Origin of the sequence: Streptococcus sp. CL5.50 (assembly GCF_049738015.1) — a bacterium.
Taxonomy (GTDB): Bacteria; Bacillota; Bacilli; order Lactobacillales; family Streptococcaceae; genus Streptococcus; species Streptococcus mitis_CA.
Genome location: NZ_JBKOTR010000001.1, coordinates 1 through 19612, shown reverse-complemented (window position 1 = coordinate 19612; position 19612 = coordinate 1). Strand labels below are relative to the sequence as shown.

The 19612-nt window shown below is 30.8% G+C and carries 16 protein-coding genes and 4 pseudogenes; 18 read left to right on the top strand and 2 right to left on the bottom strand.

Going from position 1 to position 19612, the window contains the following annotated elements:
* Positions 1-126 precede the first annotated feature (126 nt).
* Together ACLNCV_RS00100 and ACLNCV_RS00095 are read right to left on the bottom strand one after the other, a co-directional pair.
* Positions 127-1586, bottom strand: a pseudogene (locus tag ACLNCV_RS00100) (IS1182 family transposase).
* Positions 1587-1984: 398 nt separating this feature from the next.
* Positions 1985-2452: an 8-oxo-dGTP diphosphatase gene (locus tag ACLNCV_RS00095; RefSeq protein ID WP_084888180.1), complete on the bottom strand. Its 468-nt coding sequence runs from the start codon at positions 2450-2452 to the stop codon at positions 1985-1987.
* A gap of 311 nt (positions 2453-2763) precedes the next feature.
* Between ACLNCV_RS00095 and ACLNCV_RS00090 the strand changes: the two genes are divergently transcribed.
* The 18 genes and pseudogenes from ACLNCV_RS00090 to ACLNCV_RS00005 form a co-directional block, all read left to right on the top strand.
* Positions 2764-2985 (top strand): helix-turn-helix domain-containing protein, encoded by a 222-nt coding sequence (locus ACLNCV_RS00090; RefSeq protein ID WP_368039306.1) that lies wholly within the window; start codon positions 2764-2766, stop codon positions 2983-2985.
* Positions 2975-4021, top strand: a complete 1047-nt coding sequence (locus ACLNCV_RS00085) for an S-adenosylmethionine:tRNA ribosyltransferase-isomerase (protein WP_173875783.1) — start codon at positions 2975-2977, stop codon at positions 4019-4021. The genes ACLNCV_RS00090 and ACLNCV_RS00085 overlap by 11 nt, the downstream gene beginning before the upstream one ends.
* Before the next feature lie 187 nt (positions 4022-4208).
* The gene (locus ACLNCV_RS00080; protein ID WP_084930088.1) at positions 4209-4490 is read left to right on the top strand and encodes a hypothetical protein; all 282 of its coding nucleotides are present in this window, start codon (positions 4209-4211) and stop codon (positions 4488-4490) included.
* Entirely contained in the window at positions 4465-5373 is a 909-nt protein-coding gene (locus ACLNCV_RS00075; RefSeq protein WP_084930089.1) for a thymidylate synthase, read from the top strand. Before ACLNCV_RS00080 ends, ACLNCV_RS00075 begins: the two co-directional genes overlap by 26 nt.
* Complete coding sequence (locus ACLNCV_RS00070; RefSeq protein WP_084930090.1) at positions 5336-5938, top strand: RuvB-like domain-containing protein; 603 nt, start codon at positions 5336-5338, stop codon at positions 5936-5938. Before ACLNCV_RS00075 ends, ACLNCV_RS00070 begins: the two co-directional genes overlap by 38 nt.
* The gene (locus ACLNCV_RS00065) at positions 5928-6911 is read left to right on the top strand and encodes a hypothetical protein (RefSeq protein WP_084930091.1); all 984 of its coding nucleotides are present in this window, start codon (positions 5928-5930) and stop codon (positions 6909-6911) included. The genes ACLNCV_RS00070 and ACLNCV_RS00065 overlap by 11 nt, the downstream gene beginning before the upstream one ends.
* Before the next feature lie 2 nt (positions 6912-6913).
* Complete coding sequence (locus ACLNCV_RS00060) at positions 6914-7174, top strand: PqqD family protein (protein WP_158086604.1); 261 nt, start codon at positions 6914-6916, stop codon at positions 7172-7174.
* Between the two features lie 18 nt (positions 7175-7192).
* The gene (locus ACLNCV_RS00055) at positions 7193-7873 is read left to right on the top strand and encodes a hypothetical protein (protein WP_084930093.1); all 681 of its coding nucleotides are present in this window, start codon (positions 7193-7195) and stop codon (positions 7871-7873) included.
* A 295-nt stretch (positions 7874-8168) separates the two neighbouring features.
* A complete protein-coding gene (locus tag ACLNCV_RS00050) occupies positions 8169-8969 on the top strand; it encodes a phosphotransferase (protein ID WP_173875784.1) in 801 nt (266 codons plus the stop codon).
* On the top strand, positions 8953-9999 hold the full coding sequence (locus ACLNCV_RS00045) for a CYTH domain-containing protein (protein ID WP_261012173.1): 1047 nt from the start codon (positions 8953-8955) through the stop codon (positions 9997-9999). Before ACLNCV_RS00050 ends, ACLNCV_RS00045 begins: the two co-directional genes overlap by 17 nt.
* A gap of 58 nt (positions 10000-10057) precedes the next feature.
* On the top strand, positions 10058-10852 hold the full coding sequence (locus ACLNCV_RS00040; protein ID WP_173875786.1) for an ABC transporter permease: 795 nt from the start codon (positions 10058-10060) through the stop codon (positions 10850-10852).
* Between the two features lie 15 nt (positions 10853-10867).
* Positions 10868-11839 (top strand): ABC transporter ATP-binding protein, encoded by a 972-nt coding sequence (locus ACLNCV_RS00035; protein ID WP_261012174.1) that lies wholly within the window; start codon positions 10868-10870, stop codon positions 11837-11839.
* Between the two features lie 34 nt (positions 11840-11873).
* Positions 11874-12644 (top strand): ABC transporter permease, encoded by a 771-nt coding sequence (locus ACLNCV_RS00030; protein WP_173875788.1) that lies wholly within the window; start codon positions 11874-11876, stop codon positions 12642-12644.
* A gap of 58 nt (positions 12645-12702) precedes the next feature.
* A pseudogene (locus tag ACLNCV_RS00025) lies at positions 12703-13455 on the top strand (ATP-binding protein); the annotation flags it as partial.
* An 826-nt stretch (positions 13456-14281) separates the two neighbouring features.
* A complete protein-coding gene (locus ACLNCV_RS00020; protein WP_236564374.1) occupies positions 14282-14431 on the top strand; it encodes a hypothetical protein in 150 nt (49 codons plus the stop codon).
* Positions 14412-14622 (top strand): annotated as a pseudogene (locus ACLNCV_RS00015) (hypothetical protein). Before ACLNCV_RS00020 ends, ACLNCV_RS00015 begins: the two are co-directional and overlap by 20 nt.
* 236 nt (positions 14623-14858) lie before the next feature.
* Positions 14859-15624 (top strand): annotated as a pseudogene (locus tag ACLNCV_RS00010) (transposase).
* A gap of 454 nt (positions 15625-16078) precedes the next feature.
* The coding region (locus ACLNCV_RS00005) for a Rib/alpha-like domain-containing protein (protein ID WP_424844764.1) at positions 16079-19612 on the top strand (3534 nt) is incomplete at its 3' end.

The window sequence follows — 19612 nt, the reverse complement described above, 5'->3', positions numbered from 1 at the left end:
AGCTTTTAGGTAAAAAGTTGAGGATAATACAGTTGTAGAAGGACGAACCCACTGAAAAAATAAGGAGCTTACTTTTAATGAAAGGAAAATCGAGGAATCTTTCATCAATTTGAGCGAATTCCTCGGTTATTTTGTATTTATTAAGGTCATAATTCGTTTTATATTGACCACGAAGATGGTTGTGGCTGCCTGTAACTCCATGCTGAAAAGACCCGATGCTCTCGCGACATCAAAGCCATGTCTCTGTTTTAGTTCGGCATTCTTCGCTTCGATTTTATAGCGATGTCTGGCCATTTCTTTAAAATAAGGTGTTTCCTGAAATTTCTTCTGGAAAAGATGGTCGTTACTCTTAATAGCCAATGAATAAGTTTTAAACTTTGCTCCCTCCTGATAACACCCTTCCTTGGAAAGACAATTCTTGCACTTTTCAATGTCAAAGTAATGAGTGACAACTTGATTCTTATTTTGATATTTTTTCCCTGTCCTTGCTTTGCGAACAGCCAAGTGTCCTTCTGGACAGACAAATAGCCCTGCGTCTTTATTAAATTCAAACGCATCCTCTTCTTTACGGTAACTTTTTGAAAAACAGAAGGGTTCAGTTTTGACACCAAATGAATCTTTTCTTTGCGAGTTAGTTGAATGTTGTTCTTTCCCGAATAAGCTGCATGACCAATAATAGTCTCGATGTCCAGACTATTTTCCTTTGTTTTGGCATATAACTCAGGTAAATATTTCCCATCGCTTTGTTCACCAGAAGTGACCACGCAAGCAGTAATAATCCGTTCATCCGTCATAGCGATATGACTTTTATATCCATAGAAAGAGGTGTCGGCTGTCTTATGTCCGAGCCTAGCCTCCTCCTTAACAGAAGCTTCCAAATGTTCTAAGTCGTCCTCGACAGCCTCTTTTAGGTAATTGAACTTTTGAGAAACAGCCGGTAGGGCTAAGAGTTCCTCGTGTTTTTCAACCACAGCCATTAACTCCTCTGTATAGGTCAACTCTGCTTCGAGGTTATCTTCTTGAGGTTTCTTTGGAAATTCTATTTTGATATCTTCTGAATGTTGATAAATTGTTTTACGTAAAGCTTTTGAACGCTCTCTAAGGATTTCTTGGGGTTTCTTATGATTATAATGAGATTTGGTGTGAGTGGCATCCACAATGAGGATTTTACTCTTAATCAAGTTATGTTCGAGTGCAATTTGAACAGACTTCTGAATCAATACATCAAGCAGTTTGTCATCTTTAATTCTTAGCTTTCTAAATTTCGTCAGAGAGGATGGCTCGATAACAGAATCTTCAGGAGCTAGACCAAGAAAAAATTTAAAGGCCATATCTGACAAGGAACGTCCTACCACATCTACATCTGATAACTTATAAATATCTTTTAACAAGAGATATTTGAACATCATAATCGGTGAATAAGCTTTACGCCCAAAATCGGGACGATAATTCTTTTCTAGTTCATCATAAATAAAGCTAAAATCACAGAGTTCAATTAGCTGACGTAAAAAGTGGGTTTTAGGAACCACGATATCATACAAACTAGAATAAGGACTGACATCCATAGTTAACTGATTATCAAGCATTATTTCACCTCATCTCTAGTATAACAAAAAAGCCATCAATTTGATGACTTTTTCAGTGGGCTCATGAAACGCTATGAGTTTTTTTGTTGTACTATATTTTACAATTTATCATTATAAAATAAATGCTGAACTTTTTGAAAGCTTCTAATTTGGAAAAATTAGAATTGCTGAAAAGTAAGAGTACATTAATGATATTTTATGAATATATGTACACACACTAATTAGTTATAAATATGAGAAACGAAAATTATATTAGTGTTGTTGAACTGGGCTAAAGGAAAAGGGGAGAAAAAGTTATCAATTGAACGATACTTCAGTACCAATAAAATTGAGTACTAAAGTATACAAAAATTACTAATGGATTGAGACTTTTGTATTTGATTATACCGTAGAGAATATTAGTCAAATAAAATTGTTTTGTTTTCACTAATGCATTTCTTATTATTATCCCAGTAGTTAATACTTTCAAAGCTTCCTTTTCTTAAATAAAGCGGTATCCTTTTTCTTATATCATCTTGCATTGGTATTTTATCAATATCTTTTAGATTCCACCATTTTGGCTCACCTTCATCAGATGTGCTTAGTTCACCAGTAAACTGAGTACATAAAAAGTCATAGAAGACAAATCTCTCATTACCAATTGAATTAGTAAAGCCTGAAATTCCCTTTAATTCAAGATTTAATGCAGTGAGTCCAGTTTCTTCCTTAAGCTCCCGTAGTGCAGCTTCAAAAAAACTTTCAGGGAATTCAACTTTTCCCCCTGGTGGAATCCAGCCAGGAAAATTATCGTGCTGTCTATTAAGTAATAAAATTTCTTGATTTTTCAAAACGCAAATATTAACCCAGTTTTTGATTTTTTCAGTCATATTATCAACCTCCAGTAAGTATTTTTTCATATATTATACTATATGTCAAGAACTATATGCTATTTATGATTGTGACAAATGTGTCTCAGCCAAAGATTGATGATTTTTATGAAATAGCTGATTAATTCTCAGATATGACGATAAAATAATTTTTACAAGACTAGTTAACCTTATTATACTGTGGCAAAAAATAGAATTTCATTGATTTTCTGTATATATTTTCTATTGATTAAAATGGGATATATGTGGGTCTTGTTTTACCTTTAAGAAAAGTTAATAATAAAATCAAGATATCTGAAGGATTTTAAGAAATGGATGGTATAGGTTATGTATTGAGGAATTTAAGACTTAATAAAGGATTAACTCAAAAATATATTTATAAGAATTTGTGTAGCCGGAAGCAATTATCTAGAATAGAGAATAATACTTCTTATCCCTCAGTATATCTTTTGTATTATATTTGTCAAAGATTAGAAGTTACTACAGACTATGTTATTAGTCTAACGTTAGAAAGAGGAAATCATGCTAAATGACACAAATAAATTGAAATATGAATTACCGGTTGAATTAGCTGCTCGGGAGCCAGTAGAACTTATGTCAGGGAGTCGAGATAGTTCAAGATTGATTATTGGATTTAAAAATTCAGATAAAATTATTGATGACTATATCTTGAATTTTCATAATTACATTAATCCAGGAGATTTGATTATTCTAAATAATAGTAAGACAGTCTCTCCTATATTTTATGCGTACTCTGAAAAATATGGGGAAGTAAAGTTTCATATAAAAACAAAAAATGAAGAAGGTTATGTAATTTATATCAGAATTAGGTCAGATTTACAGGATGGAATCATATCAGAAAAATTTTTTCTTAGCGATAAAATAAATGTTACAGTAGATAAAAATATTAATGGTGAGGAATTTTTGTGCAGTTTTAATTGTTCACAAGAAGACTTATATGATTATCTCCTAGTACATGGTGAAGCTGTAAGGTCTATTTATACGAGAAAAAAGTGGTCCATTGCTTATTATCAAAATGGAATTGCTAATAAATTAGGTTCATTTGAAAATCCTGCTGCTAACCGACATTTTTCTAATAGAATTTTAAGAGCTTTAAGAAAAAAAGGCGTAAAAATTGGATATATTACTTTAAATTGTGCATCAGTTGATACAAAAATTTTTGAAGAATTTATTGAAGAACATAGCGTTTTCAAAGAATACTACGAAATACCAGAAGAAACTGCAGAATTAATTCGAGATACTAAATTAAATGGAAACAAAATATTTGCCGTGGGTACGACTGTTATAAGGACTTTGGAAAGCTGTGAGTATGATAATTTTAAAATTGTATCTCCATTAAAAAATTATACTGATTTATATATATATCCAGGTTACAACTTCAAAATCACGGATGCATTAATTACAAATTTTCACGGTTCAATGACTAGTCGCCTTGCGTTATCAGCAGCAGTAATTGGCACGGAAAATATTATGAATTTATATCGACATGCAATAGATGAGCAGTATTTATTCTATGAGTTTGGAGATGCTAATTTATTATTTATGTAATCCAATAATTATAGTTCATGGAAAGGAGGTGATCAAATGAAAAAATTAACTTTGAAAGAATTGGTTAATAAAGCAAGTGATTTGCTTGCCTGTTGCAATGCAACTAAATAATTAACCGAATTCAAATTTTTAACTTCAATGAAAAAAATATCAAATTTTTTCATTGAAGTTGTTTATGGAGGAATTTATGGCATATAAAATTAGTCACGATATAGATATTACAGAAGATAATGGATATCAAGTATTGCATCGATACTCAGATGATACGTATTTTTCATTGCAGAAAGACTATTTATTTATTCTGTTAAGTTATAATGGTCTGAATAATTTAAATGATATTGCTAAAGTCTTTTCAAATCATAAAGGAATTTCAATTAACTGTTCATTAGAGTATGTAGAAAAAGTTCAAAATTATTTTATTTCAGAAAGAATTATATTCAAAGATGAAAACAAAAACCATTCTTACTAATAATCTATGTGAAAATAATATTGATTCGCTATATGTTAAGTTATGTAAATTGCTTGAAGATAATGGGCAACATATTGTTTCAAGAGGGATGGCAGTAAAAGAATTAATTGGCGTTAGTATTGTTCTAACGGAGCCCAAAAGACGATTTTTAGAGAACTCTGCTAGGAATCTTAAACTTTATTATGCCATAGGAGAATTTTTATGGTATTTACGAGGGAGCAATGATTTATCCGAAATCGAGTATTATGCTCCGAGTATGGCAAAGTTTTCAGATGATGGTTCAATACTTCAAGGGGCATACGGTCCCAAAATAGTACCCCTAATTGATGACTTAATCCAGCTTTTAAAGAATGATACAGGAACTCGGCGTGCTGTAATACCCTTATATAGTGCAGATGATCTTGGTAAGGAAAGTAAAGATATCCCATGTACTCTTTCTTTAGAATTTTTAATTCGAAATAATAAGCTACACCTTATTACAAATATGAGATCAAACGATATCTTTTTAGGTCTACCATATGATATTTTTTCTTTTACAATGCTTCAAGAGTATATAGCGTATCAACTTGGAGTAGACTTGGGATGCTATTATCATTATGTAGGAAGTTTACATGTATACCAGCGTAATTTTAAAAAAATAGAAGAGATATCTCAAATGAGTCCTCATGAGACGGCAATATTTAACAAATCAGATTCAATATTTAAAAATTTTAGTGAGATAATTGATTTAGAAGAATCTATAAGAAAAAATAAAACTTTTAATCATAATTTAAATTTATTAATGGACTCAGATTTTCAAAAAATTAAGACAGAGCTAGAAAATTATAGGTATAGTAGGGAAAAGAATGTCGAACGGAAAACTGATATATATATGCGGTATTGATGGGTCTGGTAAGACTACATTATCCAAAAATCTTTCCAAAAATTTAGGAAGTAATTCTATTTTTTTGCCTTTGAATCAATCTAAGATATTTTTTAAAGAACTAGATTCTATTTGTCGTAAATACAATACAAATAGATGGGCAGAGTTTTCCGAAATTTTTAGAGGCTGTTTATGGGCATTAGAAATGGTTTATTTTTCTGAAAAAATTTTAAAACCAGCATTGGAACAGTATGATTATGTAATTATTGATAGGTACATGACTTGCAATAAAGTTTATTCTAATTTATCAATTACAAACACCTTGGTAGATAGATTACATGAGCTCCTTATACAGCCTAAAATCACAATGTATATCGATATAGAGCCAAAGATAGCTTTTAGTAGAGTTATTAAAAGGAATGAGCAACAAACGCCTAAAGAAACTTTAGAAAATTTAAAAATTGCCAAAGAATTATATGCTAGATACTTAAATAATTTAGAATATTATCGATTAGATGGTAGAGAATCTGAGGAAAGATTATTACAATCTGCACTAGGAATATTAGGAGATAAAAATGAAATTTGAAACTATATTAGATTTTTACATATTTTATTTAGAGGAGTTACTTAATGGATCTCAAAAGCAGAAAGTACCCTATTCAGCTATTTCTGATAAAATTGAAATTTTCAATAATAGTGTAGAGATATCTCATGGAAATCTCATTAATATGATGTTTAGTAAATCAGAATTAAATTATAATATTGTGCACACATTATTTTCTTTAAGCGGCAGGACAGATGCGTATATTTTAAAAAAATATAAAAGTGCGTACCTGAGATATTCAGATGATGGGTTTTATCAAAATACTGTAGGTGAACGCTTGTATACTTTATACGGTAATCAAATAAAAAGAAGTTATGGTTTTTTAAAGGATGATATTTTTTCACCAGATGCTATTTGCTTTATGAAGGCAAATGATAATAATAATATTGATTGTACTTTTTACGTACATTTTTATTATAGAGAGGAGCGTTTAAATGTAGAGCTTACATATAAAGGCTCTCACTTATTGGAGTATACGAATTCTGATTTATTTATTTACTCTTCATTACTGTCATTAATGAGTCATTGGCTAGGTGTTAAAGCAGGTAGTTTAATATTAAAAACTCACTCAATCTTTATTTCGGAACGTGATAAAGAACGAACTGAAAAATTATTAGATAGCTGTAGATTATTAAAAAAAGTTGATTTATCTCTAAATCATGATTTCTCTTCAAGTTTAAAAAGCTATCGAGAAGAATTTTCTGATGCAATTAATCGTGTTATTACTTGGGATATTGTAGAAGTATCAAAAAGATTAAACAATGAGATTGAATATATAAACAATAATTTCACTCCATATACTCAGGATTTATTGTTTATACTCCTTGCAGATAGATTTCATAGTAATACTGAGGAGTACAAAACTATACTTGATAAAATAAATAATGACTCTATTAGGTGTTTTAAAGAAACAGTTGATAGAACAGAATTCAATTCCATTTTAGAGGTGGTTTAATTTTGAACTATAAAAAAAGTTTATCCGCAGTACTGCATTCGTCGTCAGATAAGGATTTTCTACTAAATTTATTGAGTGATCGAACATTCTTGCTTAACGATGTTTCATTATATATTTGGAATAGTATTGAAAAATACAGTTTGGAAGATATTGCTATTAACTTATCGAATTTATATAATGAGAATTTAGATATAGTTAGACAAGACTTACATGAAATGATTGAAATACTGGTTTCTGAGGGTCTTATAGAGATAAAAAATTAAAAGATAGGGAGAATTTATATGTGTAATAATGACTACACTTTAATTACTAAAGAAATATCAAATTTAGTATCAGAAAAAAATATAGTAATTTGGAAATCTGAAATGGATGGCTTAGGTACATCTTTATCTGATATTGATGCATATTGTATTTGCGATGAAGAAAAAAATTTTAAAAATTTTTCTTTCAATGGCATCCCTGTAGATATTGAATATATTGGATTAAATAATCTAAAAGAAAAATTAGAAAATATTGATAAGTTTGCAAAGCATGGATTAGCGTATAAAGGACTAGATGAAGATTTAAAATTGTTTTACAGGCTAGAACGAGGTCACAAGAGTCAGCAATTCAATCTCAATGATATAGAATTACCTACAATTGATGTTATTTCTAAAATTGCAGCTCAATATTATAATGAACTTTTTCTAGCATTGTATGAAGATGCATTTAAAATGTTTCATGGGAAAAATTTTTTAGATGCCTTTATACTCTCATTAGAGGCATTACAAATGTCAGTTGCAACATATTTAGCCAGAATAGGAAAACCTCAGTTCAAGAAAAAGTGGTTATTCAAATATTTTGATAATCTGACGGATTGCTCTTACTATGAAGAATTAAGGATTGAATTGGAGTCAGATACAATTTTACCTGAACGCATAAGTAAAATATTATCTGATTCAAAAAAAATCCTAGAATTTTAAATTTTCATATTGAAAGGAGGTGAGGATTATGGCTTATAAAAAACCTATCGTAAAAGATATTAAATTGAGTGCTTCTACAATTCTTCGTTAATATCTTGACTCTTAAAGTAGAGATTTGAACAGGATTACGGATGGTTAAAGCTAATAAAAATCAATATGAAATATATTCTTGATGCTAGACTATTAGTATTGAATTAACAATGTATTTATGGCTCTAAAGTTTTATAATCTACAGTTCACCTCTCTGCTTTTTTTGTGATATTGAATATTAATAATGAAATTTAAGATACTATGTGTGAAATTCTTATTAAATATATATTATGGTCTAAGCGATATCAAATTTATTGAGCGACTTGAAAATATGAATGTCGTCTATATTTTCAAAAATAGTAAAACAGGAAACAAAATTTTGCTAAAAATTTTCTCATCTTCGAAGGTTGACACTATAGTATTTCAAAATGAACTTGCAAAATATAAGTTATCTCCGAATTTGATAAAAACTAACAAGGGTAATATATATATAAGAGTGTTTAAATATCTAATTTTTGTACAATACTTCGTTGAGGCAAGTAGTCGGAGAATCGAGTATAGTGAAATGGTTATATTTTTCAAAGATTTTTATGCAAAGCTTGATTATTATAAGAATTTTTTTTTAGAAACAAGTATTGGTTTTCCTAATTATAAAACCAACGCAATCAGTCAACATTTTAGCATGATACATGGTGATTTACGACCACCGAATGTAATTATAACTGCGAATAATTTTAGTGTAATTGATTTTGAATATTTAAGACTCGGAGTAAGAGAAGTAGAAGTGATTAAATATATAGTTCTGTACACTAATTTTAATAATTGTGAAGTTGAAATTTTATATAGTAAGTTTCTGGAAGCTGGTATAGTAGAGATAAGTTTACAAGAATCAATTAGGTTTTTACTTTTTGAATTACTAAAATCAGATTTTCCAGAGAAATACATCGTGAGAATTACTCTAGATTATTATAATGAAATTATATCCGAGAGAATAAAATTAATTGAATTTTGTGATAATTATTTAAATAAAAAGAAAGGGGGGGACTTAAGTGTCAGTAGAAGTTGAGAAGAAATATTTGCTTACAAGTGATGAGTATTACGCTCTTAGTAAAAGTCACTTTGAAGGTGCAATAATTCAAGAACAGCTTAATTACTATTTTGATAGTTTAGATTTTTCACTTTTAAAAAGGGGGATAACTCTTAGAATCAGAGAAAAGGCGAATAATCTGATTCTAACTATAAAGAGAAAAATTTCAATTAATGACGTAATTGAGTCAGAAGAAAATGATTTTTTAATAAGTCGAATAGAATTTATGGAAGCAGTATTGCGTGGAGAATTCCCTAAAAAGGTAGAGCAAAAGTTAAATGTTTTAATCCCCAAAAAGAAAATCTTTTATTTGGGATTGCTAAAGACACAGAGACTAATTAAAGAAAAAGATTCAATTTTATATTGTTTGGATAGGAATACTTACTTTGATAAACAAGATTTTGAATTAGAAATTGAGGGAACACGAGAATCATTACAGAAAGTTAGCGTTGATATTCCAGAAAAAAAGTTTAATAGAGTTGGGAAATATTCTAGGTTTATAAGTGAATTATTGAAAGGGAATGGTAATTCATTAATTAAGATTCAAGTATCTGCCATTATTTTAAATGAAGATAAAGATGAAGTATGTCTTATTAAGAAAAATGCACCTACATCAAGTGTGCATAATATCTGGATTCCTCCAGGTGGTCATGTAGATATTGGGGAAGACCTCTTGAAAGCTGTAAAGCGTGAAACAATTGAAGAAACAGGATTAGAAGTTGAAATATTAGCTTTGTCAAGTGTCGTTTCTTTTCAAATTCAACAAACTAGTCAAGCCATATGTTTCTTTTATCTGGTTGAGGCTAAAAATTGTGGTGAGATAACAATGTTAGAACCAGGAATAGATTGTAAGTGGTTTAATTTAGCAGATGTGATAAGTGGAAATATTACAAATTTAACAGACTACCATAAGTTGATTATTTCTAATTCAAAAAATACAAATACTTTATATTTAGATTTAGAAAAAAAAGGCCTTGATTACAAAATTTTAAATTCAAAGATCCTCTAAAATGTTTTAGTGTACTATAATTAAAATTATAGTTTTGGTAAAAATATAAGGAGTGAATATGCTGACTGCTATTATAAGAAGAAATTGGCAAATGTATGTAAGATATTTTCCTATAACTTTATTTTTTAATCGTATTTTAGATATTGGATTTAAACTTCTAGGACTCTGGTTAGTGTCTAATTTTTTATTTGATAATAAAATACAGGTAAATAACGTAATAGAGTATAGAGATTACTTTAGTTATGCTGCAATTGGGTTAATTTTTTATAATGTATCAATAGCTATTTTAATGAATGTAGGTCGAGCATTAATAACAGAAGTTAGAGAAGGTACTTTAGAAAGCACGTTAGTGTCACCGTATAGTATAGTGAAGTACTATTTTGGAATCTTTTTTGAACAATTAGGAAGGACTTTTCTTGAATTTCTTTCTTCGTATTCAATAGCGTTTTTTTTAGGTGCCAATTTGCAAAGTATTTCATTATTAAATTTAATTATTTGTTTTTTATATGTATCGTTGATTTCTTTCTCAATGGGAACGCTTTTATCAAATATCATGTTATGGTTTCGTGATACTTTCATAACCCAAAATACATTGTTTTTAATTATTTTTTTAGTCTCAGGGATTACCTTTCCAAAAGAATTGCTACCTAGTTTTTTGCAAAAAATTAGTAAAATGATTCCTTTATCTCATTCGCTTGATGCTATTAGAAACTTATTTTTCAATACTTCTCATTTTAATATATATAATTTTGATTTTTTACAAGGTATTTTAATTTCGGTAGTATATTTTATTGTAGGGCTTTTGGTGTATAAAAAAATTGAACAAAAGATAGTAAGTTATATTTCATATTGAGTTTAGGAGATAATTATGTTAAAAGCAATTAATATATCAAAAAATTATACTTTTAAAAAAAGAACAGGCTTATTTCAGTATGAAAAGCAAATAAAAAAAGCTATAGTAAATGTAAACTTATCTTTACCAAAAGGAAAAATTATTGGAGTACTGGGAGAAAATGGTGCTGGTAAAACGACACTTATAAAAATGCTGACAACACTTTTAACGAATGATACGGGTATAATTTTAATTGATGGAGTAGATATCAATGAAAACTTAAAAAATACAAGGAAAAAAATTAATATTATTAGTGGGGGAGAGAAAAATTTATACTGGAGATTGACTGCAGTTGAAAATTTGATATATTTTGCATCCTTGTACGGAATTTCAAAGAGGGAAGCATTACCTAAAATAGAAAAACTGTTGATAGAATTAGGATTATGGAACAGTAAAGATATTCCTGTAGAAAAATACTCAAAGGGAATGAAACAGCGTTTACAGATTGCAAAGGGTCTAATAAATGATCCAGAGTATTTATTCCTAGATGAACCAACTCTTGGTTTAGACGTGAGTGTCGCTCATGAATTACGTAGAAAATTAAAGGAAATAGCGATTAAGCGGAATACGGGTATTTTATTAACTACACATTATATGGCTGAGGCAGAAGAACTCTGTGATTATATCTATTTTTTAAAGAAAGGTAAAATCATCATTTCTGGTACTAAAGACGAAGTTTTTGACAAATTAGAATTAGCCCCAGAGATACATATTACACTTGCACCTCAATTTCAATGGAATTCAATGGAGATTAAACGGTTGAGAGATTTATTTCCAGAATTAGAGTATAGGAAAGAAGAAAATCTTACATTGATAAAATTTTCGTTACTAAAATATAAAGTTCAAAGTGTAATAAAGACTATATACGAAAGTAATATAGATATTATTGAAATAAAACACACGGAGCCTTCACTAGAAGATGTAGTTCTGCATTTAGAGAGGAGATGAGTTGCTTTGTTTTTTTAACATATTTAGGAGTGAAATGAGAAGAACCCTCTTCAATGATAGTACCAATATTTTTTATTTTTTTTCAATGATATTATGGCCAATTTTTTCGCTACTCCAGGTTTATTATAATATAGGAGCATTTCCGATTTCAGATTTAAAAATTTTGGACTTAAGTAATGAGGAGCAGCTATTTTATTTTATTTTTATAGGATACTGTACCTATATTATTTTTTCTAATGCTTTTCAGAGTGCTTGGAGACTGGGGGGAGAACGTTATCAGGGGACTCTCAGTCAGATTTTTATTGCTCCACTGAAAAAAATTCTATGGCTTTACGCCCGGACATTTTCATCGATTTTTAGTCAGTCATGGTTTTTTATGGTTATTTTTGTAATTGGTAATTTTGCTTATATAGATTTTTCATTAAAATCGATCTTTCATATTTTATTAGCAACCATTATTTTAATTACTTCATCATGGATTTGGACTAGCTTTTTGAGTAGTATTTGCATTGTTATGAGAGATGCTACTATAGTTTATGTATTATTAGAAGGCTCACAAGATACGTTTAGCGGTGCTAAAGTCCCTTTATCTATTTCTCCAAAATTGGTAAAATTTATTGGAAGTTTATTTCCAGTTAGCTATACTATTATTTATTTACGAGATATGCTTCTTTTCAATAAATTTTATAGTTTAAATTTTTATTTGCTCATCGGTATAAATATTGTTTGTTTTTTACTGACTAATATCATTTTAAGAATTGGTGAATCTCACATGAAGAAGCATGGAAGTTTTGATGTGGTTTAATTTGGTGTTAATAATGTTAGATATTGCAGAAGGGACATTACAATAGTGAGTAAATTATGGGGTAGATGTAGGTACAGGAAGTGAATTTAATGTTATTAAGGAAGTAACGTTTGATGATGCATTGCCTAAATTAATTGTTAAAGTTAGAGATTTTATTCGAACCCAGCTACGAGAGTTTCAGTATCTAGATAGTGATGGTAGATTTCAGATACTTCCAGAATATCCTGAATTTGCCTGGTTTGAAGGAATTGTAAATGCAGTAACCCACAGGAATTATTCAGTATACGGAGATCATATCAGGGTATTGATGTTTGATAATCGTTTAGAGATTCATAGCCCAGGAAAACTACCGAATATTGTAACTGTTGAGAATATAAGACATGAACGTTTTTCTAGAAATCCGCGTATCGCTCGTACCTTAACTGAATTTGGATGGGTCCGAGAAATGAATGAGGGAGTAAAACGAATCTATTCTGAAATGGAATCTGCTTTTCTCCATGAACCGTGTTACTCTGAACCAGGTAACAAAGTAGTTTTAACATTAGAAAACAGTATTACAAGTAGAACATTGAGAACGCGTGATTCTTTGGAAAGTAAACTTAGAGATTATAGTGATTTAAGTGTTGATGAAAAACTATTGATACAGTATATGTACAATACAGCAGAACCTATGACAACTAAAAAAGTAGCAGAGTTCTTAGGTAGGAGTGTTTCTTACTCGTCCAAATTATTGAAAACAAAAGGCATTTTAACATGGTATGGGACAAGTACGAAAGATCGCAGTCAATACTATAAATTAGAAATGAAATAAAAAAGAAGAAAAACGAAGAAAACATAGTTACTAATTAGTGAATTTAAAAGTAAGCTTACTTTTAAATTCATAAAATTTATTTGCTTTATAGTTTTGCAATTCAATTGTTTGTATGGGAATGTGATTTTTATTATACATCATTTTACAACAAGTAACGAAACGAAGAAAAACGAAGAAAAACGAAGAAAAATAAATCGTTGTTTCTCAACTACATAAGCTCCGAAAACTAAAAGTGATAACCCTTTGATAACCTCTCAATTTTTAAAAGGGTTATATATGTAAAGATTGAGGATTTATCTCTTAAAATTACTTGATTTTAGTGATAATTTACCATAAATATCATGATGTAGAAAAAACCAGGTCTTAAGAAAGCTCGTAAAGCATCACAATTTAGTAAACGTTAATTCGAAAGAATTACTATACTTACAAAGAGCACCTTTCGGGGTGTTCTTTTTTGTACTTTCTTGATAAATTGGTGCAATTGACACAGTTGTGGTGACTTTAGTCGCTTACAAATGTGGCTGCAACCTGACGAGGTCAGTTGCCTCAAAACGTTAATCAATACGATTATATCAATATTTCAAAGAGTCTGGGACAAAAGTCTAACCTTAAATATAAAAAGCGAACAAAACGAGGTATCTGACACTCAGAATTTTGTCTTGTTCGCTTTTTTTGTCTAATCTATCGATTTTTAAAACTTATAATAAAGAATTCCTGAAATAAAAATCTTTTTGTCCCAAACTCTTTTTTGTCGATTTTTAAGCTCGAATAGCTTTGTGATAACCTTCTGATAACCTCTGAAAGTTTAGTTCCTTTAACAGAAGAGTTGGAACAAGTCGGAAAGAATATCAATTCTATAGCCCGTCTTGCAACTGTAGTTGGGAGAATAAGCTATGAGAATAAAATGGATATGTCTATTTTGATGCAAAAAATAGTTGATGTGATGGAGGAAAAAGATGTTTATTTTCAAAAGTAATATGGACAAGGATTTTGATCAGATATGCGAATACATACTGAAATTAAAGCGAGCAGAATTATTTCTTCATGGAATTAAACAACAAGATAAAACGAAGGCTCGTTTGTATCATGCGATGCTGGAATACTACGATGCTGGAATACTACGATGCTAATCATAAAAAAGAAAGACATATGAGGATTTTAAAATAAGGAAACGCGGTTAAATTGAACTGCACCCTAAAAGTTAGACAGAAAAATCTAACTTTTGGGATGATTTGAATTTTGGGGAATCCCCAAACCCCGAGTTGTTAATTTGAATGCCATAACAACAAGTCAATAATTGATTTTAATAAATTGTACTCGTGGTGCTATTTATTTTCAAAATACAATAAAAAGCTCAAAAGGACTACACTGTAAGTGTTGAAACAAACAGGAGGTTAGCCCCAATGAGCGACTTACAATATACAGGTAAATCTCATCACTTGCAATGGACTTTGAAATAATTATCAAAATTTGTCTTCAGCTATATAGTGAACAATGTCCCGAATCTTACAAACATCGTAACAATATCAGCTTGTCTAAGGTTTCAGATCAGTCTCTATTAGTTTTGCTTATTTTACAGACTGAACTAGGCATTAAATCACAACGTCATTTCTATCGGATATGCCAACTCTTTCCCTGTGGGTGTCTCCCTGAAAGAAGTCGATTTAATCGACGGTTAAGACAGCTGATTTGGTTAGTTTAAATCATTCGGCAAGCCATGAATACTCAACTTTCTCAAAATAGTATTGTCATCATCGATAGTTTTCCATTATCACTTTGTCAACCTATTCGTAATCATTGAGCATGTATTTTCCATGAACTAGGCGACATTGGTTACAATTTCTCTAAGTACCGTTGGTTTTGAGGATTCAAAGTACATCTGTTGGTCACTCTATCAGGCTATATTCTGAATGACGTTGTGACACTTGTCTTAGCACATGACATTGATATTTTCATTGCGTATCTAGGATGTCCTAGTCAACGAGGTCTCAATGAACATTCTAATGGATTATTAAGACGAAATAGACTACCGAAACAAATGGATTTTACTGATATTTCTCAAAATTATTTATCAGCTAAACTGATAAAAGAAATAGAATTCCTAAAAAGTCTTTGAATTATCAAATACCATACCAAGTTTTTCTGAGTTACATGAAAAATCTAACTTAATTTGACAATCTAGGTTCTGAATATTTCATAAAGTATTAAATCGATAAATAGTATAGAATTTTTCAATAATTATGCTAAGCGGTATACGTAAAAAGGTGTTTCTTTAGAGGAGAGATTTGGGAGTGGGGGCCTAGTTTACATTTTATAAATTTAATGTATTCATAGTGGGTTTGAGTAATGTTAAGTTATACTTAAAAATATATTTAATTAATACTTTGTGACTCTGCTTCGGTATCAATACTAGATACTCTACAGAATTATAGTGGAATGAAGTAAAATATGAATAAACTGATTGGGAAATTCAAATAAATTTCTAGCAATATTTTAGAAGTTGCAGTTTACCACTCTAGATTCAATCCATTAAAATAAAATATGGAAGAAAAGGGTAGAGTAATTTTGAATAATTTGATATAATGAACTGTATTAATTAATGCTTTATTAAGGGGTTTCTATTATGTTATTTAATCGTAAAGGAATAAATCAAAAGAATTGGAGAATGGTAAAAAAAGGGAAGCATTTTCTTTTTGGCTGTACTCTTTTTTTAGCAACTGGTGCAATAGGATTGCAGCAAACACAAGTTGTCAGAGCAGATGAAGTGGCATCTTCAGTTGTTACATCAATGAACTCGGCAGAAGATGGAGATGATAGGGATAAAGGTAAAAAACCTAAAGAGGAAGTAATTAAGCAGGAAGATAATGAGATTAATTTGGGAGTCACTTCTCCATTATCAAAAAAATCTGATGAGCTCGATAAAAAAGAGGATGTAGCTAAAACAGAGGTTAATAGACAATCTTTAATCGAATTAATAGAAAAAATTAAGAATATAGACTTAAGCAAAAAAACTATAGATTCAGTAGAGAAATTGAATCTTTCTTTGTCGCGCGCACAACAACTGATGGAAAGTCCGACAGTAAGTCAAGAAGAGGTAGATAAAGAAGAGAAAGCTCTTAAAGAATCTTTTGAAAAATTAGAGGATAAACCTGAAAAAGAAAAAGCCTCAGAGTCTAGAGAAAAAGCTGAGCCTCAAAAAGAAGAGAAATCAGATTTAAGCAAAGAAAAAATAACAAAAGTTACAGAAACTGTAAATGAAATTCACAGTTTAGCTAATCAAATAAATTATGAGTTCAGTGATGCTGAGAAAGAATTAGTTAAAACAGCTGAAAAACTTTCTGAGGATAGTAACAGGGAGGACGAGGTAGAGTCGCTCCTAAAAGAAGTCACACGCCTTCGAAATAAAGTAGCCAACCGAATGACAAGAGCTCATTCTGGTAAACGTGACCCACGAAATGGACAACCGATTAATGGGAATGGTGAGAGTAGATTTAGAGCGGTATACTTTTTACCTACGCAAAATCAGCATGGACGAGGAGAAGCTGGGTTAGTTACTGAAGCAAGAACAGACTTGACATATTATAATTCTGATGAAATATACTCATTTATGAGAGTGTTAGGTCAAAGAGGTCCAGGAGAACCTTTATATAGGTATACATATGGAGAAAATAGAGGTAAAGAAGATAAAACACCATATTATTTAAAAACTGTAGGTGTTATTAGTGGTTTAGATAAGCTTAAAGGTATAACACTGAGAGTTGCTTACATAAATCCTCGTACTGGAAAAGAAGACTTTCAGGATATCACAAGTGGTCTATGGAACGTTAATAATCCTGAAGTTAAAGCGGTAATAAGAGGGTGGCTTGGACGTTATGATAAAACGGGAGAAGCTGTAGAGCCTGGTGATTATAGAGTAACTATTGCGGCAGGAAGAAGGAACCCAGAAAATAGTATTACTTATACATTTCATGTAAAAGCTCAAAGTGAGCGTAATACGGTTAATGATTTGGCAACACCAACTTATGTAGATGATGTCCGTCACTTAACGGAAGCTGAAAAAATTGATTTAATTAAAAAGTTTGAGGCTGCACACCCTGGAGTAGTCAATAGACCAGTGCATGTAGACTATGATCATGCCGAAGTTTCAGCTGATGGTGAAACAATGACGATTCACTTTAAAGATGGATTTGCACCTAAGACAATACAAACAAATGCAACGAATGATGCAATAGCAAAACATCAAAGCATCACGGCATTATATGGAGATCCACAAGACTTCTACAAAAATCCTAGAAATCTTGTGAAGTCAAAAACAGGAAATGAACTTCCATCAACTGTTGATGTAACATGGAAAACGCCATTTAATCTACAACAACCGGGAACACGAAATGCAGTTGTTACGGTAACTTATCAAAACAAAACCGTTAGAGATGTATCGACACCTTATACAGTATTAGATTTTATAGGGAAACAAGATAAACGTATTAATCAACATCAAAGTGGTGAACTAGGAGATGCTAGAAGTTATATTACTCTTTCAGATGGAACTGCTCCTGCGACTGATTTAACGATTCGTTGGAAAGGTGGCTCTACTGTAGACACTTCAAGACCAACGGTTCATCATAAACAAATCGAAATTCTTCGTGGAAATACGACGATGAAAACAGTAGATATTCCTGTTGAGATTGTTGATAATATTAGACCGACAGTAGAAATTCCTTATGATAATCCAGGTAATCAAGAAATTTATGTATATTCACATGAAAATAATAATATTACTTTAAAAGCAAAAGATAATAATGGGAAAGTCTCAAAAGTCTACTTAGCATTTGCAGCAGATAATAGACAGGGATTAGGACAAGAAGATACTAGCTATTTAGGTGGAGGAAGCCCAGAAGGTTTATATTTAACGGCCACTAAAATTAAGTCAGAAACAACAGGTTCAAATGCTCAACCAGCGACAATTACTGTAAGTGGGAATATTAATAATCAACCATTTACCGGTGAAAAATCAATTACTCGTTATTTATATACAGAAGATCCGGCTGGAAATGCAAACTATGAACATGTAGGGCATGCGAATGATAATGGAGCACCAGGGCGTGTTCGTTTTGTATGGAAACCACAAACTTTCAAATATACAGCAACTGCAAATTCTCAAACACAAACAGTTAGCTATAAAGATGAACCAAGCGCAGAAGCAAATATCAATAAAACAGGATTACCATCAGGGACAACATATGCTTGGAAAACAAAACCAGATACATCAAGCCCTGGTAACAAATCTGGGGTAGTAGAAGTCACTTATCCAGATACTTCAAAAGATACTGTGAATGTAACTGTAAGTGTTCGTAAGTTAAGCGATGAATATGCTCCTACAGGAAATAAAATCGTTAGAAATCAAAATGTTCCGATTACAAATAATGACTTAAAAGCAGCAGTTGCTATTAGTAATAACGGTAATAGTAAGGTGAAATCCGTTACTGCTGGAACGATTAGTACAGCAAATGCAGGAACTCAAACGATTAAAGCGACTGTTACTTATTTAGATAATACGACAGATCCAGTTGACATACCTTTAGAAGTAAAAGACATAACAGCTCCAACGATCACAACACCAAGTGATAGACAAAATTGGGATTTAATTGCATTGGATAGAACATTACCTTCTATAAAAGTTGCAGCTACTGATAATACAGGAGGAACTGGTGTTAAATCAACAACGGTAACGGGCTTACCAGATTTCTTAGTATATGACAATGCGACTAAGACAATTAAATTTAAAAATGGAGTTCAAGAAGTAACAAAATTACCTGTTGGACAAGATAGTAAAACTTATACTGCAACTATTCAAGTAACAGATAATGCAGACAATCCTAGTCAAAGACAATTTACGATTACCGTCAAATCAATGACAACGAAATATACTGCAACTCCTAATGTGCAAAAACAAACGGTGAGTTATGATGTAAAACCAGATGCAGGAACAAGTGTTAATAAAAATGGATTACCAGCAGGAACAACCTATACATGGGCAACAACTCCAAGTACAACAACAGGACCTGGAGATAAAGCAGGTAGCGTAACTGTAACATATCCTGATGACTCAAAAGATACCGTGAATGTAACTGTAAATGTTCGTGCACAAAAAGATGAA

Bases quoted from the DNA above. Each gene is read 5' to 3' on its own strand.
- ACLNCV_RS00095 (WP_084888180.1), bottom strand. From the start codon at position 2,452: ATGACTGAAAAAATCAAAAACTGGGTTAATATTTGCGTTTTGAAAAAT.
- ACLNCV_RS00090 (WP_368039306.1), top strand. From the start codon at position 2,764: ATGGATGGTATAGGTTATGTATTGAGGAATTTAAGACTTAATAAAGGA.
- ACLNCV_RS00085 (WP_173875783.1), top strand. From the start codon at position 2,975: ATGCTAAATGACACAAATAAATTGAAATATGAATTACCGGTTGAATTA.
- ACLNCV_RS00080 (WP_084930088.1), top strand. From the start codon at position 4,209: ATGGCATATAAAATTAGTCACGATATAGATATTACAGAAGATAATGGA.
- ACLNCV_RS00075 (WP_084930089.1), top strand. From the start codon at position 4,465: ATGAAAACAAAAACCATTCTTACTAATAATCTATGTGAAAATAATATT.
- ACLNCV_RS00070 (WP_084930090.1), top strand. From the start codon at position 5,336: ATGTCGAACGGAAAACTGATATATATATGCGGTATTGATGGGTCTGGT.
- ACLNCV_RS00065 (WP_084930091.1), top strand. From the start codon at position 5,928: ATGAAATTTGAAACTATATTAGATTTTTACATATTTTATTTAGAGGAG.
- ACLNCV_RS00055 (WP_084930093.1), top strand. From the start codon at position 7,193: ATGTGTAATAATGACTACACTTTAATTACTAAAGAAATATCAAATTTA.
- ACLNCV_RS00040 (WP_173875786.1), top strand. From the start codon at position 10,058: ATGCTGACTGCTATTATAAGAAGAAATTGGCAAATGTATGTAAGATAT.
- ACLNCV_RS00035 (WP_261012174.1), top strand. From the start codon at position 10,868: ATGTTAAAAGCAATTAATATATCAAAAAATTATACTTTTAAAAAAAGA.
- ACLNCV_RS00030 (WP_173875788.1), top strand. From the start codon at position 11,874: ATGAGAAGAACCCTCTTCAATGATAGTACCAATATTTTTTATTTTTTT.